Annotated in this window: 11 protein-coding genes and 1 pseudogene; 8 read left to right on the top strand and 4 right to left on the bottom strand. The window is 72.2% G+C overall.

Features of this window, described 5'->3' with window-relative positions; translation table 11 throughout:
- Positions 1-93 precede the first annotated feature (93 nt).
- Positions 94-2520, top strand: coding sequence for a glycosyl hydrolase family 95 catalytic domain-containing protein (locus AQI95_RS38280; protein ID WP_067135113.1), 2427 nt, complete (start codon positions 94-96; stop codon positions 2518-2520).
- Between the two features lie 86 nt (positions 2521-2606).
- Positions 2607-3878: an SGNH/GDSL hydrolase family protein gene (locus AQI95_RS38275; protein WP_244188977.1), complete on the top strand. Its 1272-nt coding sequence runs from the start codon at positions 2607-2609 to the stop codon at positions 3876-3878.
- A 373-nt stretch (positions 3879-4251) separates the two neighbouring features.
- On the opposite strand, the pseudogene AQI95_RS45565 reads toward AQI95_RS38275, so the two are convergent.
- The 4 genes and pseudogenes from AQI95_RS45565 to AQI95_RS38260 all read right to left on the bottom strand — a co-directional run.
- A pseudogene (locus AQI95_RS45565) lies at positions 4252-5220 on the bottom strand (methyltransferase domain-containing protein); the annotation flags it as partial.
- A gap of 286 nt (positions 5221-5506) precedes the next feature.
- Positions 5507-6508 carry an XdhC family protein gene (locus tag AQI95_RS38270; RefSeq protein WP_067135109.1) on the bottom strand — a complete coding sequence of 334 codons (1002 nt, stop codon included), beginning with the start codon at positions 6506-6508 and terminating at the stop codon, positions 5507-5509.
- A gap of 262 nt (positions 6509-6770) precedes the next feature.
- On the bottom strand, positions 6771-7937 hold the full coding sequence (locus tag AQI95_RS38265) for an FAD-dependent oxidoreductase (RefSeq protein WP_067135107.1): 1167 nt from the start codon (positions 7935-7937) through the stop codon (positions 6771-6773).
- Between the two features lies 1 nt (position 7938).
- A complete protein-coding gene (locus AQI95_RS38260; RefSeq protein WP_067135105.1) occupies positions 7939-8409 on the bottom strand; it encodes a hypothetical protein in 471 nt (156 codons plus the stop codon).
- A gap of 73 nt (positions 8410-8482) precedes the next feature.
- Between AQI95_RS38260 and AQI95_RS38255 the strand changes: the two genes are divergently transcribed.
- The 6 genes from AQI95_RS38255 to AQI95_RS38230 all read left to right on the top strand — a co-directional run bounded on the left by AQI95_RS38255 (position 8483) and on the right by AQI95_RS38230 (position 17607).
- Positions 8483-9082, top strand: a complete 600-nt coding sequence (locus AQI95_RS38255) for a PadR family transcriptional regulator (protein WP_067135103.1) — start codon at positions 8483-8485, stop codon at positions 9080-9082.
- 112 nt (positions 9083-9194) lie between these two features.
- Positions 9195-10775 carry a hypothetical protein gene (locus tag AQI95_RS38250; RefSeq protein WP_067135101.1) on the top strand — a complete coding sequence of 527 codons (1581 nt, stop codon included), beginning with the start codon at positions 9195-9197 and terminating at the stop codon, positions 10773-10775.
- Between the two features lie 519 nt (positions 10776-11294).
- Positions 11295-12467 carry an NAD(P)/FAD-dependent oxidoreductase gene (locus AQI95_RS38245; protein ID WP_067135099.1) on the top strand — a complete coding sequence of 391 codons (1173 nt, stop codon included), beginning with the start codon at positions 11295-11297 and terminating at the stop codon, positions 12465-12467.
- Positions 12468-12495: 28 nt separating this feature from the next.
- A complete protein-coding gene (gene hglS / locus AQI95_RS38240) occupies positions 12496-13887 on the top strand; it encodes a 2-oxoadipate dioxygenase/decarboxylase (protein ID WP_067135215.1) in 1392 nt (463 codons plus the stop codon).
- A 23-nt stretch (positions 13888-13910) separates the two neighbouring features.
- Positions 13911-15440, top strand: a complete 1530-nt coding sequence (gene amaB, locus AQI95_RS38235; protein WP_067135097.1) for an L-piperidine-6-carboxylate dehydrogenase — start codon at positions 13911-13913, stop codon at positions 15438-15440.
- Between the two features lie 400 nt (positions 15441-15840).
- The gene (locus AQI95_RS38230) at positions 15841-17607 is read left to right on the top strand and encodes an ABC transporter permease (protein ID WP_067135214.1); all 1767 of its coding nucleotides are present in this window, start codon (positions 15841-15843) and stop codon (positions 17605-17607) included.
- The last annotated feature ends 11 nt before the right edge of the window (positions 17608-17618 follow it).

Genomic DNA, 17618 nt, shown 5'->3' with positions numbered 1-17618 from the left:
ACCCGGTGGGTCCCGGGGACGCGCCCCGGGCACCCACGGACCGCCCCCGCCCCACCCCCGCATGCGCCGTTCCCCCGGACCTGGAGTGCACACGTGGACACCGAGCACACCGAGCACACCGAATCGCGCGACAACCACTCGAGCCGCAGGGGCTTCCTCGCCCTCGCCGCCACGGCCGGCGCGGCCGCCGCCCTCGGCGGACTGCCCGCCTTCACCGCGTCGGCGGCCCCCGCGCGGCCCACCTCCTCACCACTGCTGTCCACGTCCGCCGCCGCGAGGAACCAGCTGTGGTGGCAGGCCCCCGCCTCCTCCGGCTCGATGATCCAGCAGGGCCTTCCGGTCGGGAACGGCCGCCTCGGAGCACTGGCGGGCAACGACCCCTCCGGTGAACTGCTGATGATCACGGACGCCACGCTGTGGACCGGCGGTCTCAACGACACCCTGCAGAGCGACGGCCAATTCCCCTACGGCCGGGACGACTTCGGCTCACTGACCCTGCTGGCCGAGCTCACCGTCGACATCCCCGGGCACGACCTGGGCTCCGTCGACGGCTACCGCCGCACCCTGGACCTGGCCCAGGGCCTGGTGACCGCGTCGTACGAGCTGTCCGGGGTCACCTATCGGCGGCAGATCTTCGCCAGCCGCCCCGACGACGTCATCGTCCTGCACTTCTCCCAGCAGGGCGGCGGCACATACACCGGTACCGTCTCCCTCGCCGGCACCCACGGCGAGTCCACCACCGCGACCGGCACGGGGCGCTGCGCCTCGTTCGGCGCCTCCCTCGCCAACGGGCTCACGTACGGCGCCGCCGTCACGGCCCGCAGCAGCACCGGCACGGTCGCCGTCGACGGTGGAGCGATCTCCTTCACGGGCTGCAAGGACCTCACCGTCGTGGTCAGCGGCGGCACCGACTACGCTCCCGACGCGGACGCCGGCTTCCGCGATCCGTCCGTGGACCCGGAGCACCTCGCGCGCACCAAGGTCCTCGACGCGGCCGGCCACTCCGTGGACACCCTGCTGCGCACCCATGTCGCCGACTTCCGCCCGGCGTTCGAGCAACTGGACATCGACCTCGGTACGTCGTCGGCCTCGCAACGCGGGCTGGACACCTGGCAGCGGGTCCAGGCCCGCTACCGGGACAATGTCCCGGACCCCGAACTCGAGGCGTCCTACCTGCAGTTCGGCCGCTATCTGATGATCTCGGGGTCGCGGGGCGGCCTGCCGATGGGTCTGCAGGGACCGTGGCTGGACGGCAACGCCCCGGACTGGATGGGCGACTACCACACCGACATCAACGTCCAGATGAACTACTGGATGGCCGATCGCACCGGCCTGTCCGGCTGCTTCGACGCGTTCGCCGACTACTGCCTCGCTCAGCTGCCGTCCTGGACGGACGTCACGCAGAGGTTGTTCAACAGCGCGACCAACCGGTACCGCAACTCCAGCGGGAAGATCGCCGGTTGGACCGTGGCCATCTCCACCAACCCCTACGGCGGTGGTGGCTGGTGGTGGCACCCGGCGGGAAATGCCTGGCTGTGCCACAACCTGTTCGAGCACTACGAGTACACGCAGGACCGCGCCTACCTGGAGAGGATCTACCCGCTCGTCAAGGGAGCCGTGGAGTTCTGGGAGGCGCGTCTGATCGCCACGACCGTCACCGACGGCTCCGGAGCCTCGCGCGAGGTCCTGATCGCCGACAGCGACTGGTCTCCCGAGCAGGGGCCGCTGGACGCCAAGGGCATCACCTACGCCCAGGAACTGGTGTGGAACCTGTTCGGCAACTACCTCACCGCGACCCGGGTGCTCGGCAGGGACACCTCCTACGGCGCGACGGTCGACGGTCTGCGCCGACGCCTGTACCTGCCCGTGGTCAGTCCCAAGACCGGCTGGCTGGAGGAGTGGATGTCGCCCGACAACCTCGGCGAGACCACGCACCGGCACCTCTCGCCGCTCTTCGGCCTGTTCCCCGGCGACCGGATCCGCCCGGACGACTCCACGCCGAAGGACATACTCGCCGGCGCGACGGCCCTGCTGACCGCCCGTGGCATGAACAGCTACGGCTGGTCCAACGCCTGGCGCAGCCTGTGCTGGTCGCGGCTGAAGGACGCGGAGAAGGCGTACCAGCTCGTCGTCACCAACCTGAAGCCGTCGGTGAGCGGCGGCAACGGCACCGCGCCGAACCTGTTCGACATCATGGACATGGGACAAGGCCGCGGCATCTTCCAGATCGACGCGAACTTCGGCACCCCCTCCGCGATCGTCGAGATGCTGGTCTACTCGCGGCCGGGCCACGTGGAACTGCTGCCCGCACTGCCCGCCGCGTGGGCGGCATCCGGGTCGGTGTCCGGCGTCGGTGTCCGCGGCGGCTTCGTCGCCGACCTCAGATGGAAGAACGGCAGGATCACGCAGGTGACGCTGAAGAGCGTCGGCGGCCGTGACACGACCGTGGTCGCGGGCGGCACCTCGCGCCGGATCAGCCTCAGGCCCGGTGGCTCCGTCACGCTCGGCGGCTTCGCCTGAGATCGGGTCGTCAGACACAGCCGCAAGGCCCCGACGAAAAGAAGGCCCCGACGAGAAGAGTGGAGAGATCGAGGATGTCCCCGCACATGGGAAGAACGGCGGCGGGTCGACGACCGTGGCGCAGGTCCCTGCTGTCCCTGCTGGGCGCGGTGACCGGACTGGCCCTGGCGGTCGTTCCGCCGAGCACCGCGCACGCGGCCGGCGCCGCCACGTCGTCGGCGCAGGGCAGGGGCACCCGGGTCAGCGCCTGGGCGCCCAGCATGACGACCGGCGGCCCGTCCTTCGACGACCGGACCATCCGGATGGTGGTGCACAGCAGCATCTCGGGCTCGGGCGCACGCATCACCCTGTCCAACCGGTACAGCGCCACCCCGCTCGACATCGGCGCCGTGGACGTGGCCGTCCAGGCGAGCGGCGGAGAGGCGGTGCGCGGCACCACGCGGAACGTCACCTTCGGCGCGTCCGGCCGTGTGACGATCCCCGCCGGCACGGAGTCGGTCAGCGACGTCGTCCCGATCTCGGTGGCCGCCGGGGAGAACCTGCTCGTCAGTGTCTATGTGCCCGGCACCACGGGCATGTCGACCTGGCACTCCGACGCGTTCGACACCACCTACCTCGCCGCCGGGAACCACACCGGTGACGACGGCGCCGACGCGTTCGGCACCACCACGACCTCCTGGTACTACCTGGCAGGGCTGGACGTCGTGTCAACGACCGCACGGGGCACGGTCGTCGCCTTCGGCGACTCCATCACGGACGGCTACCACTCCTCGACGGGCACCTACACCCGCTGGCCCGACTTCCTCGGCCGCCGACTGGGTGCCGGACCGGGCCCGCAGCGGCTGAGTGTCGTCGACGCCGGTATCGGCGGCAACCGCGTCCTCACCGACGTCCCGAACCTGTGGCAGGGGGTCAGCGCCCTGAAGCGGTTCGGCCACGACGCGCTCGGCCTGCCGGGCGTCAAGGACGTGATCCTCTTCGAGGGCATCAACGACATCGGCAACAACGCCGGGCCCGACGGACAGCCGCTGACCGCCCAGGACCTCGTCGACGGCTACCGCACGCTGATCGGCGAGGCGCACGCCGCCCACGTCCGCGTCATCGGCGCGACCCTGATGCCCGACGAGGGCAACGGCTACTACACGCCTGCCGCCGAGGCGATCCGGCAGGCCGTCAACCGCTGGATCCGCACCGGCGGCGCCTTCGACGGCGTCATCGACTTCGACCGGGCCGTGCGCGACCCCGCGAACCCGGCCGCCCTCGCCCCGGCCTACGACTCGGGCGACCACCTCCACCCCGGCGACGCGGGCATGCGGGCCATGGCCGACGCCGTCGACCTGCGGCTCCTGCGCGCCTGATGTCCCTCGGGGCCGGGGCCGGGAAGTCGACGGTGACCGGACTGATCGCCGAGCGTCTGCCCCGCTCGGCCCGGCTCGACGGGGCCTGTTCGTCGTTCTCGCACCGGGCATCGACGTGTGCCGGTACCGCAACACCCTCCGTACCGCGGCCCTGTCTCCCGAGGAGAGCGCGGATCACCTTCTCCGGGAGGCCCGGGGCCGCGCCGTCGATCCGCTCGTGGCGGACCTCGCGCACCGGATGGTCGGCGCGGGCACGCCGCCCGGCGCGTGCCAGGAAGTGGCGGGGGGCGTCCTCGTAGTGCGTCAGATGCCAGCCGGTGGCCAGCAGTGCGGTCCGCAGGTTGTCCTCGGCCAGCGGATCGGCGGGGTCGAGGGGCCGGCCGTGGCGGGCGGCGCGCTCGGCGCGGCCGGAGGGGTGGAACAGCAGCAGGACGCCGCCGGACACGGTCACTCTGGCCCACTCGCGCAGTGCCGCCGCGGGGTCGGGGACGTGGTCGAGCAGGCCCGCGCTGAAGACTGCGTCGACCGCGTCGGCCGGCAGCGGCAGCCGGCAGGCGTCGGCCAGCAGCAAGGAGCCGTCCGCCGCGCGGCCTTCGCGCACCGCGGCCGTGAGCATCGCCGGGGTGAGGTCGACTCCGAGGACCGTTCCCCCGTCGCCGACCTGGGCGCGCAGCGCGGGCAGGACACGGCCGGTGCCACAGCCCACGTCCAGGGCGCGCTGGCCGGGGCGCAGTTCCATCCGCTCGGCGGCCGCCGTGTACCGGGGGGTGTCGTCGGCGAAGCGTTCCTCCCAGGTGGCCGCCCGTCGGGTGAAGAACGCGCGCGTCGCCGTCCGCTCGGCCCGCTGCGCGACGAACGCGGCGAAGCACGTGAACAGGGCGTCGCGGTGCCGCGCGAGGCTCGCCCGTGCCATCGACTCCGCCGACGCCGACTCCGCCGGGTCCGGGTCCCAGGGGAAGCGGATCCCCCAGGCCGAGCCGCCGATCCGGAACGCCTGCGCCGGGTGGTGGTCGCAGGACGCCAGCAGCGTCGTCCTCGCGGGTAGGTCCATCGTGCCGCCGCTGTGCGGATGGGGGACCCGCAGCCGCTCGGGCACGGTCGCGAACAGCGGGTCCGTGTGTGCGGCGGCGGTCGTCCGCACCTCCCCCCAGCCGATCCGCGCCCCGGTGCCGGGCCGGACGACACCGCCCGCCGCGATCGCCAGCAGCTGAGCGCCCAGGCACATGGCCAGCACGGGCACCTCGGCCTCCAGTGCGGCCCGCAGCAGGGCCAGTTCGGCGCCGTGTCCGGGGACGTCCCGGTGGGCGGCGGCCGACTCGCCCAGCACCACCAGGGCCACCATGGCGTCGACGCTGTCCGGGACGCGGTCACCTGCCCAGGTCCGGCAGACCCGGACCGGCAGCCCGGCCGAGCCGAGCGCGGCGTCGACGGCGCGGGACCCCGCCTGCGCTGTGTGCTCCACGATCTGGATCACCGGCCCATCACCTCCCGCTCGTCCGTACCCGGACAGCAGGAACCGACAAACGCAGATGAGACAACAGAAGCCGGAGGAGGCCCGTATTCGCGCACGTCTCTCGCCGTGCCGCCATGCAATTGCGCCCGGGGGCAGGCGGGAGCGAACGGTCCGGTCAGGCGTTGATCGGCCCGGCGGCCTCGCGCAGCACACGGGCCTCGCGCCCGTCGAGGGCGGCGAGCACCTCGGCACAGACGGCGAGCGCCGTCTCGGCCGGGGTCCGGGCGCCCAGGTCGAGGCCGATGGGGCCGTGGATGCGCTTGACGTGTGTCTCGTCGAGGCCCGCCCTGGCGAGACCCTCGGCGCGCCGGGCCTGGGTGCGGCGTGAGCCCAGCGCGCCGACGTAGGGGATGTCGCCGGTCAGCGCGGCGGACAGGACGGGGATGTCGACGTCCGGTTCATGGCTGAGGACGATCAGGCAGGCGGCGGCCGGGCGTTCGGCGAGCCGTCGGACGGCTTCCTGAGCGGCGGACTCCACCGTGGCGTGCCAGCCCAGCAGGCGGGCCTGCGCGGTGAGCAGGTCGGCGAGTTCGCCGCCGCCCACGATGACCAGGTGGGGTACGGCCGGGAACGTCTCGATGAGGACGAGTCCGTCGTCCGTGTAGCGGGCGTCCCGGCCGGCCCGGCGGCGGTGGAGCAGTTCACGAGCGCGTGCGACGGCCTGGGCGGGCCCGTCCTCGCCTTGCGGTTCCTGTGCCGCCGTCGTCGCCACGGTGCTGGTCACGCGGGTCTGTGCCTCGTCCAGCCGGCTGATCAGGGCGGCGTCGGCGCCCTCGGCGAGCAGGTCCCACCAGCGGGCGGGCACGGTCTGCAGGGACTGCAGCAGCACCTCGGCCTGGCCGCCGCAGGTCATGCCCGCCTGCTTCACCCCGTCGTCGTGGACGGCCACCGCACGCACACACGCGGTGCGGCCTGCGGGCATGGCGGCGGCCTCCGCGGCCAGGTACTCGTCGAACACACCGCGGTACAGGGTGCCGTGGCACTGTCCGTCCTGGTCGATCAGGAGCGCGTCGGCGGGGTGCCGGGGGCCGAAGCCCTGCTCGGTGAGGGGGCGAGCGAGCACGCCCGTACGCCCCTGTGCCACCCACTGCCGTGCCGTGTCCGCCAGCTCACGCATGTTCGCGGTCCTCCTCGTTCCGGGCATCGGCACCGGGAACCGCCTGGTCGGCGGGGGCGCCGTCACGGGAAGTCTAGTGAGGAGCACGGCCGCGCATCAGGGCGCCGTCGTGTTCGCACCCGCCCGGCAGTCCACCGGGCCGTCCACCGGCCCGTCCGGTGACACATCGGTCCCGCGTCAGCCGGTCCTGCCCTGTCCGCCGCGCCCGCGTGCGGCGCGGGGTCGGCAACGCCCGGTCGTGCGGCGTCCGTTGGGGGGCGCGTCACGCGGCGACAGGGTCCTCCCAGCGGATCCGGTGGTCGTACTGCCAGGCCATCTTCTCGGGGGTGGCGAGGCGGGCGAACAGGGGCAGGAGGGCGTCCCGGACCACCCGGCCCACCGGCCCGGCCGTCTTGCCGGTGTTGCTGCGGGCGCCCTGGGCGATCACTCGCTCGACTCGGGCGCGGCGGGCATGCTCATAGGTGGCGAACGCCTGCGGGTACGGCAGATCCCGCAGCGCACGGGCGAGTTCCACGGCACTCTCCGCGGCGAGCGAGACACCCTGGCCGGAGCTGGGGGAGGTGGCGTGGGCGGAGTCGCCCACCAGCACCGCGCGGCCGCGATGCCAGTGCGGGACATGCGGAAGGTCCTCCATGGGGCCGACGGCGAGCAGGTCCTCGGGCGGGGTGCGCCGCAGCAGGTCCAGGGCGGGGACGGTGTCCCCGGCGAAGGCCTCGCCCAGCCGGTGCAGCCACTGCTCGTTCGAGGTCTGCCGCACCTGCTGCCATGTCAGGTAGGGGTGCGGGAGGTTGGCGAACCAGACACCGGTGCCGTCGTCGAAGGACTGGTAGCCGAAGAACGCCCGGCGGCCGAAGGCCATGTACATGCGGTCCCCGGTGGGCGGCAGTCCGGCGCCCTCGACCCGGGCGCCGAAGCCCAGCAGTCCCGAGTAGCGCGGCTGGGGCGCCCGGGGGTCGATCAGCCGGCGCACCGTGGAGCGCAGACCGTCCGCCCCGATCAGCACGTCGGCTTCCTCGCTGGTGGTCCCGTCGGCGAAGACGGCCCGCACACCGGTCGCGCTCTCGCGGACGTCGACCAGCTCATGGCCGTGGTGCACCGCGACGCCCTCGCTCAGGGCCAGGTCGTAGAGCCGCCGGTACAGATCGGCGCGCCAGCTGAACTCCATGGGCTGGCGGATCTCGGTGATGGTCCTGCCCTTGTGGTTCTGCAGCACGATGGCGTTCATCGGGGCGCCGACCCGGCCGAGGCCGACCAGATCGAGTGCGGCCCGGCCGTTGGGCGCGACGCCCAGGCCTCCGCCTATGCCGTCGGCGGTCGCCGTATGGGACTCGTGCACGGCGGCCTCGATCCCGGCCCGGCGCAGTGCGAGTGCCGCGACGGGGCCGGCGATGCCGCCGCCCACGACGACGGCGGTACGGGTGCGGGTCATGTCAGCGGGTCCCTTCACGGGTCGGGTCGTCGACGACGGGCAGACCGCCCTCGCGGTGGGCGCGGCGCAGGTCGTCGAGGTAGGCACGCGAGCACATGGCGGTGAGCTGGGCGGTGCCGCCGCGACGGATCCGGATCTCGCCGTCGGTGGCCTTTCCGACCAGCCGCAGCCGTGCCGGTCCGGCACCGGGCCGCGCGTCCTTCACACGCCCGCGGCGGACGAAGGCCAGGTCCCAGCCGTCCACGGTGACGGCGTCGGGCAGCAGCAGGGTGACTGCGGCGGACACGAGATCCAGCCGTACGGTGACCGGCTCGTCCCAGCCGATCCGCGGCGAGCGGAGGTCCAGCACGACGCCGGCGCGGCGGGCGCGCACGTCGAATGCGGTGGCCTCGGTCCAGTGGCCCAGGTGTTTGACGGTGGTGTGGTCCGCGTGGATGCGCTCGGCGGACTCGAGCGGAGTCGCTGTCGTCATGGCTTCATAGTTGCAATGAAACTAGTATCTCGTCAACTAGTTCCCTTGTGATCAGTTCCGGTAGGCTCCGGACATGCGCAGTTCCCCTCTCGGCCTCACCGTCCTCTCGCTGCTGCACCTGCGGCCGCTGCATCCGTACGGCATCCAGCGGCTGATCAAGCAGTGGGGGAAGGACCAGGTCGTCAACGTCAGCCAGCGGGCGAGCCTGTACCGGACCATCGACCGGCTGCTGGCGGCGGGGCTGATCGCCGTGCGTGAGACGAGCCGGGATCAGCAGTACCCGGAACGCACGGTCTACGAGGTGACCGGCGCGGGCCGTGCGGCGACGCGCGAGTGGCTGCGGGAGATGCTGGTCGCACCCCGGGCGGAGTACCCGGAGTTCCCGGCGGCGCTCTCGTTCACGATGATGCTGCTGCCACAGGAGGTCGAGGCCGATCTGTCGGCTCGCGCCACCCAAGTGCGCGCCCGGCTCGGCGAGTTGGAGTCCGCAGCCGAAGGAGCCCGCCAACTCGCGCTGCCCCGGGTCACGATGCTGGAGGACGAGTACCGCCGCGCGGTCCTGATCGCGGAGCTGAACTGGCTCGACGCGGTCACGTCCGACCTCCGTTCGGGCGCGCTCACCTGGGACTTCGAAACCCTGGCCGCCCTCGCCCGGACCACGGACCCCACCTGAGTCGGCCATTGCGGGATCGTGAACAATCCTCACGTTTCCATGGACTCTTCGGCGGCTCGCTCCTAAGGTCGCGGCGGCGCGACCCCATGTCTTCAGCATTCCGAGGAGCCGTATGTCCCGCTGGACGTTCAGCCGTGCCGCGGCCGCCGCCGTGGCCGTGGTCACGGGGACGGTCGTCGCCGGGCCCGTGCCCGCGTCGGCCGATCCGATACCCGAGGCCCCGGGCCACCGTCTGGTCGACGCGTACTCCGGCGCCCCGGCCGCGGCCCAGCCGCTGCCCGGGGCGCAGCCCCCGCACAACCCGTATCTCGCGGCGAACGGCCGGTCCGGGATGCACGCGGACAGCTGGGGCAGCGCGACGTACCCGTGGCCGGGTCCGCTGGGTGATCACCCGAAGGTCGGCAGCGAGCGGATGGCGCTGCTGGGCGGTGAGTGCGCCACGGTGACCTTCGACCGGGCCGGGCGGATCGTCACCGTCTGCGGGACGTTCAGCGGCTTCCTGGTCAAGCTGCTCGACCCGCACACCCTCGCGACGCTCGCCGAGTACAAGCTGCCGCAGCGCCCGTCCACGGTGGAGGCGATCACCCGGCTGGACTTCTCGAAGATCTTCAAGGACACGTCCGGCGGCGCCTATTCGTACCTCGACAACGAGGACCGGCTGGTGCTCGCGGACTCCCGGCAGCACATCCTGCGTCTCGCCCACACGCAAAAGCCGGACGGCAGTTGGGAGTTCACCGTCGCCGACGACTGGGACCTGACCTCGCAGGTCCCCCACGACTGCGTGACCTGGACCAATCTGCACCCCAGCGGGACCTGTGACCCCGTCACCTCCGTCATGCCGGACTGGCAGGGCCGGATCTGGTGGGTCACCCGGCAGGGCCGTATCGGCACCGTCGACCCCGCCACCGGCACCGTGCGCTCCATCCGTCTGGACGGCGAGGAGATCCAGAACTCCTTCTCCGTCGCCGCCGACGGCGTGTCGATCGTCTCCGACCACGCGCTGTACGAATTCACCGCCGCGCCGGACGGAACACCGACCGTGGTGTGGCGGCAGACCTACGACCGGGGCACCGGCACCAAGCCCGGCTCGGTGAACCAGGGTTCGGGCACCACCCCGGACATCTTCGGCGACGGCGGCCGCTACGTCGCCGTCACCGACAACGCCGACGACCGTATGCACGTACTGGTCTACCGGCGCGGCGCGGACGTCCCCGCCGCCCGGCGGCTGGTGTGCGAGATCCCCGTCTTCGGCTCGGGTGCGTCGACGACGGACAACTCCATGATCAGCTGGGGCGACAGCCTCGTGGTCGAGAACAACTACGGCTACGAGAACATCACCTCGCTCACCTTCGGCCGCAGCGTCGTCGGCGGGGTCACACGCATCGACGTCCGCCCGGACGGCAGCGGCTGCGACACCGTGTGGGAGAGCGCCGAGCGGTCGCCGTCCGTCGTGCCGAAGCTGTCGACCGGCAACGGGCTGATCTACCTGTACACCAAGGATCCCGACCGGCTCGGCATCGACGCCTGGTATCTGACCGCCGTGGACTTCCGCACGGGACGGACCCGTTGGAAGCAGCTCGTCGGCACCGGCGTCGGCTACGACAACAACTGGGCGCCGATCACCCTGGGGCCCGACGGCACCGCCTATGTCGGTGCCTTCAACGGCCTGGCCGCCGTGCGCGACGGCGGCTGACCGTCACGGGCGGTCCCGGCCGGGACGTCGACCAGGGCCGCCACCGTCGGCCGGTGCTCGGCGAAGGAGCGGAAGACCACCACGACGTGCCGCTCCAGCGTCTCCCGCAGCTCCAGCACATCGAGGCGGGACGGCCGCAGCCGCAGCAGGTGTCGGCCGACGGCAGGATCCAGCCCAGGCCGGCGGCGTCGGCGAGCGGGGTCCGCCGACGACCGCGTCGTACACCTCGTCCACGTCCATGTCCCGGCTGCGCACGATCACACCCGGATGCCTCTCGCGCATCCGGCCGAGGGCCGGGGGCAGGATCTCAGCCGCGGCCGTGGCGAACGGCCCGACCCGCAGGAGTCCGTACAGCGACCCTAAAAGGTCAACGCCATGGACGGTTGATGGACGTCAACGGTCGGCTTGCTGCACGATGACGCGGAGACAGCTGATCGGCATCCCCTGTCACCGACCGTCCCGCCGCCGCCCGGACCTGGGCCCCGTCCGTCGCGGTGGCCTCTGGAAGGGAGTGGCCCGTTGTCCTCCTCCGCCTTCCGAGCCGTTCCGGCCCGCGCCGATGTCGTGATCGTCGGTGGGGGCGTCATGGGCGTCAGCATCGCGTTCCATCTCGCCGAGGCCGGCGTGCGCGACATCGTGGTCGTCGAGCGCGGCGACCTCGGCTGCGGCAGCTCGGGCAAGCCGATCGGTGGCGTCCGCGCCCAGTTCTCCGATCCGCTCAACATCGAGCTGGGCCGCCGCAGCCTGCGCGCCTACCAGGACTTCCACCGCCGGCCCGGCGCCGACATCCGGCTCGACACCGTCGGCTACCTCTTCCTGCTCGACGGCGAACAGCAGGCGCACGACTTCGCGGCCGCGGTGGAGCTGCAGAACAGCCTCGGCGTGCCGAGCCGCATGATCAGCCCCGACGAGGCCCGGCACCTGTGCCCCTACCTCGGCACCGGCGGTCTGGTGGCCGCCGCGTACTCCCCCGCCGACGGACACGCCCGCCCCGCCCTGGTCGTCCAGGGCTACGCGCGGGCCGCGGCCCGCTCCGGCGTCACCCTCGCCACCCGCACCCCGGTCCTCGGCATCGACACGGCCGGGAACCGCGTCGTCGGTGTGCGCACCGGCCACGGCCGCATCGCGTGCCCCACCGTCATCTGCGCGGCAGGGGCCTGGTCGGCGCGGATCGGCGCCATGGCCGGCATCGCCCTGCCCGTACGGCCCGTGAAACGGCAGCTGGCGTTCACCGTGCCGCTGGTACCGCCCGCCCCGCGCATCCCGTTCACCATCGACTTCTCCTCCACGGCCTACTTCCACAACAGCGACGACGGCCTGCTGTTCGGGCTGGCCGACCCCGGTCAGCAGGACGGCTTCGACACCACCTGGACCCCGCACTGGCTGGAGATGTTCCGCTCGGTCGCCCGGGACCGCGCCCCCGCCCTGGCCGACATGCGCACGGGCGACGGATGGGCGGGCCTGTACGAGGACACGCCGGACCACAACGCGCTGATCGGCCGCTCCGACGAGCTGCCCGGCTTCCTCTACGCCACCGGATTCTCCGGTCACGGCTTCCTGCAGGCGCCCGCGGTCGGGGAGGTCGTACGCGATCTGTACCTGGAGCGCGAGCCGTTCACCGACGTCTCCCCGCTCGGCGCCGACCGGTTCCGCCCCGGCGCCGGCGCCCGCCCCGAAGCCCACGTGGTGTGAACCCCGACCGAAAGGCCGAACCATGGCGATGATCAGTCAGTGGCGGCTGCGGGCCGCGTTCGCGGAGCGCCTGTCGCGGATGTACGGACGGGAAGTGCCCTCCTACACCACGCTCGTCGACGTCTCGCGCGAGGTCAACGAGGATGTCCTGCGGGCCCGGGGAGCCGACGCCGAACGCCTGGGGTCCATCGGCCGGGTGACCGCCGAGCGGCACGGTGCCATCCGCGTCGGCACCCCGCGAGAACTGCGCCAGGTCGCCCGCGTCTTCGGCGCGCTCGGCATGCACCCGGTCGGCTTCTACGATCTGCGGGAGGCCGCGGCCAGCGCCGTCCCCGTCGTCTCTACCGCCTTCCGGCCGGTCGACGGCGAGGAACTGGCACGCAACCCCTTCCGGGTGTTCACCTCCCTGCTCACCCCCGCCCACCCGCGCTTCTTCGACGCCGATCTGCGCGCGCGGCTGGAGGCCTTCCTCGCCGCTCGCGAACTCTTCCCACCCGAGCTGCTCGCGCTGGCCGACCGTGCCGCCGCCGAGCGGGAGCTGCCCGAGGAGCAGGCCGAGCGGTTCCTGCGGCTCGCCGTGGCGGCCTTCGAGCTGTCCGCCGAACCGGTCGACCAGGCCTGGTACGAGACCCTGGAGCGGATCTCCGCCGTCGCCGCGGACATCGGCGGCGTGCGCAGCACCCACATCAACCACCTCACCCCGCGCGTCCTGGACATCGACGAGCTGCACCGGAGGATGACCGAGCGCGGAATCGAGATGATCGACACCATCCAGGGCCCACCGGCCTGGAAGGGCCCCGACGTCCTGCTGCGTCAGACCTCCTTCCGGGCCCTGGCCGAACCCCGAGCGATGCGCACCCCGGACGGCGACGTCGTCACCGGCGCCCTGCGGGTCCGCTTCGGCGAGGTCGAAGCCCGCGGCATCGCCCTCACCCGCCAGGGCCGCGCCCTGTACGACGGCCTCCTCGACCGTGTCGCCGAGCAGGCCGCCCAGAACCCCGGGGAGGCCCGCGGTGACATCGCGCGCGCGGTGTGGGAGCGGCACATGCCCGGCAGCGAACAGGAACTCGCCGCCGAGGGGCTGGCCTACTTCACCTACCGGCCCGGCCCCGACCGGCCGCGCGACGGCAGCCGACCGCCCGCCGGTCTCGGCGCACTGGTGCGGCAGGGCTGGGTGTGCGCCGAGCCCCTCGTCCACGAGGACTTCCTGCCCCGCTCGGCCGCCGGCATCTTCCAGTCCAACCTCAGCGGCCGGGGCAGCCGCGACAACGACCGGCAGGGCGCCGTCCACGACGCCGACTGGCTCTCCGGCGTCATCGGCCGCGACGTCCTGGACCCCTTCGTCCTCTACGAGCGGCAGCAGAACCGCTCCCTCGAAGAGGTCGCCCGCGCACTCGGTCTCACCGGCATCCTCCGCTGACCCCTCACCCCTCAAGGACCGCCATGACCAGCACCGCACTGCCCGGCACGGACGAGCTGCGCGCCCGTGCCCGTACGTCCCTGCGGCACATCGGCGTCGACGTGGCCGAGGGGGACGGTCTCCACGCCCGCACGCCCCTCACCGGCGGGCAGCTCTTCGGGCTGGCGGCCGCCACGGACGCCGACACCGAAGCGGCCGTCGCCGCCGCCCGCACGGCCTTTCTGGCCTGGCGCACCACGCCCGCCCCGCACCGTGGTGAACTCGTGCGCCGCCTGGGTGAGTTGCTGCGCGAGCACAAGGGCGACCTGGCCGACCTGGTCACCATCGAGGCGGGCAAGATCCGCTCCGAGGCGCTCGGCGAGGTCCAGGAGATGATCGACATCTGCGACTTCGCCGTCGGTCTGTCCCGGCAGTTGTACGGCCGTACGATCGCCTCCGAACGCCCCGGCCACCGGCTGGCCGAGACCTGGCATCCGCTCGGCGTGGTCGGTGTCGTCTCCGCCTTCAACTTCCCCGCCGCCGTGTGGTCCTGGAACACCGCCGTCGCCCTGGTCTGCGGCGACACCGTGGTCTGGAAGCCGTCGGAGCTGACGCCGCTGACCTCCCTGGCCTGCGCGCGTCTGCTGGAGCGCGCCGCCGACGAGGTCGGCGCGCCGCGTGATGTGCACCGGCTGCTCCTCGGTGACCGGGCGGTCGGCGAGAGGCTCGTCGACGACCCGCGCGTCGCCCTGGTCAGCGCCACCGGCTCCACCCGCATGGGCCGCGAGGTCGGCCCGCGCGTCGCCGCCCGCTTCGGCCGCAGCCTGCTGGAACTCGGCGGCAACAACGCCGCGATCGTCGCCCCCTCCGCCGACCTGGACCTCGCCGTCCCGGCGATCGTCTTCGCCGCGGCCGGCACCGCGGGCCAGCGCTGTACGACCCTGCGCCGCCTCATCGTCCACCGCGACATCGCCGACACCCTCGTCGAGCGGCTGACCGGCGCCTACACCAGGCTCCCCGTCGGCAATCCCTTCGACGACACCACACTCGTCGGCCCGCTGATCTCCACGGCCGCGCTCGACGCCATGCGCCATGCCCTCTCCCGGGTCCAGGCGCAGGGCGGCAAGATCCTCGCCGGTGGAAACCGGCGCCTCGCCGAGGCGGCGCCCGCGGCCGCGTACACCGAGCCCGTCCTCGTCCGCGTCGACGAACAGAGCGACGTCGTACGGGAGGAGACCTTCGCACCGATCCTTTACGTCCTCACCTACGACACTCTGGAGGAGGCGATCGCCCTGCACAACGACGTCCCGCAGGGGCTGTCGTCCAGCATCTTCACCCGTGATCAGCGCGAGGCCGAGATCTTCCTGTCGGCCGCCGGCTCCGACTGCGGCATCGCCAACGTCAACATCGGCACCTCCGGAGCCGAGATCGGCGGCGCCTTCGGAGGCGAGAAGGACACCGGCGGCGGCCGCGAGTCCGGCTCCGACGCCTGGAAGTCCTACATGCGCTCGGCCACCAACACGATCAACTACTCCACCGGACTCTCGCTCGCCCAGGGGGTCAGCTTCCTCTGATCCTCTTCCTCCGATCCTCGGCGTCCGCAGCCGAGACCCCGTCCGGCTATTTGCGCATCGACGCAACAACGGGCACACTCTTGGAGTCGGGTCCTGTGCGCGCCGAGCGCGCCCGGGGCGGAGCCACATCACGGAACGGAGGCAGCCATGGGTGCAGACCCTCCCAGTCCGCGCTGCCTCCGGGGCATTCGCTGACTTTGACCGACCGGGGCCCCTCGGCCCCCGCTTCCCGCGCCGGGCACGGCCGTCCGTCTCGCTGAGGCGGCCGCAGCCGACCGGGCGGGCCCTTCCTACTTACCTGTATTTCCCATGCTGCCTGGGTGACCCCTGTCCTGCCGTCGGTGCGCCCGCCGGGGCCGGACATGCCGGCGTGCCCAGAGTGGGGGCGGAGGTCTTCGTGATGTCGATCCGTACGGACAACAAGCCTGCCGAGACGGTGGAACGTACACCGCTGGTGGCGAGGCTGCCCGGACGCCTGTCCCAGTTCTCCTGGGTGGACGCGGCGGTGGCCGCCGCGGTCCTGGTGATTCTCTATGTGGTGCTCCGCGTGGGGCACGGCACCACCGTGGCCTTCAACACCCACCAGAACGTCAGGGTGGACACCGATCCGACTCAGCTGCCGTACGACGCGGCGCGCTCGCTGCTGCGGATGTTCGCCGCGCTGACGCTGTCGATCGCGTTCACCTTCTGCTACGCCTACGCCGCCGCGAAGAGCAGAAGGCTCGAACGGATCCTCATCCCGACGCTGGACATCCTGCAGTCGGTGCCGGTGCTGGGCTTCCTGACGGTGGCGGTGACGGGGTTCATCGCCCTGTTCCCGGGCTCGATGCTGGGACTGGAGTGCGCGTCGATCTTCGCGATCTTCACCTCGCAGGCGTGGAACATGACGTTCGGCTTCTACTCGTCCCTGACCTCCCTGCCGCGTGAACTGGACGAGCTGTCACGGTCGTTCGGCTTCACCCGCTGGATGCGGTTCTGGAAGGTGGAGGTGCCGGCCGGGATGATCGGCCTGGTCTGGAACGGCATGATGAGCTTCGGCGGCGGCTGGTTCTTCCTGGTGGCCTCGGAGGCGATCAGCGTCAACAACCAGCAGTACGCGCTGCCCGGCGTCGGCTCCTACGCCGGCGCCGCGATCGCCGACGGCGATCTGGGCAAGGTCGGCTGGGCCATCCTCACCATGGCCGTGATGGTGATCGGCGTGAACTTCCTGTTCTGGCGGCCGCTGACCGCCTGGGCGGAGAAGTTCAAGAACGAGCAGTCCGAGGCGAGCGAGGTGCAGCGGTCCTTCGTCCTGGACTTCCTGCGCCGCTCGCACTGGCCGCGACTCCTCGGCCGGGTACTGCGGCCGGCGGGGCGCGCACTGAGCACCGCCGGGCGGGTGTTCGGCCGCGACGACCGCCCGCTCGTCGTCGACCGCACACGGCAGCGCACCGGTGACATCGTCTTCACCGCCGTCGCCGGCGGGCTGATCCTGTGGGGCCTGATCGACCTCGGCCACTACCTCTACGACCGCACCGGTCTCGGTGTCTTCGGTGAGCCGCTGCTGCTCGGTCTCGCCACCCTCGCGCGGGTGGTGGTCCTGGTCGCGCTGGCCACCGTGGTCTGGGTGCCGATCGGGGTGAAGATCGGCTTCTCGCCGCGGCTCACCCGGATCGCCCAGCCGGTCGTGCAGGTGCTGGCGTCCTTCCCGGCCAACTTCCTCTTCCCGCTCGCGGTGTGGTTCTTCCTGCGGACCGGCGTGTCCATCAACATCGGCGGCACGCTGCTGATGGCGCTCGGCGCCCAGTGGTACATCCTGTTCAACACCATCGCCGGCGCCATGGCCATCCCCAGCGACCTGCGCGAGGCCATGGACGACCTCGGTGTGAGCGGCTGGCAGCGGTGGCGGCGGCTGATCATCCCGGGGATCTTCCCCTCGTACGTCACGGGCGGGATCACCGCGTCCGGCGGTGCCTGGAACGCCTCGATCGTCTCCGAGGTCGTCACCTTCGGCGGCACCACCCTCACCGCCACGGGCCTCGGCGCGTACATCGCGAAGGCCACCGAGAGCGGCGACTACCCGCATCTGATCGCCGGGGTCGCGGTGATGAGCCTGTACGTCGTCGGGCTGAACCGCCTGCTGTGGCGCCGCCTGTACCGGCTGGCCGAGGCCCGCTACTCCCTCTGAACTCCCCCTCT

Origin of the sequence: Streptomyces yokosukanensis (assembly GCF_001514035.1) — a bacterium.
In the GTDB taxonomy this organism is placed as follows: domain Bacteria; phylum Actinomycetota; class Actinomycetes; order Streptomycetales; family Streptomycetaceae; genus Streptomyces; species Streptomyces yokosukanensis.
This window is presented reverse-complemented; position numbering and strand designations above follow the sequence as displayed.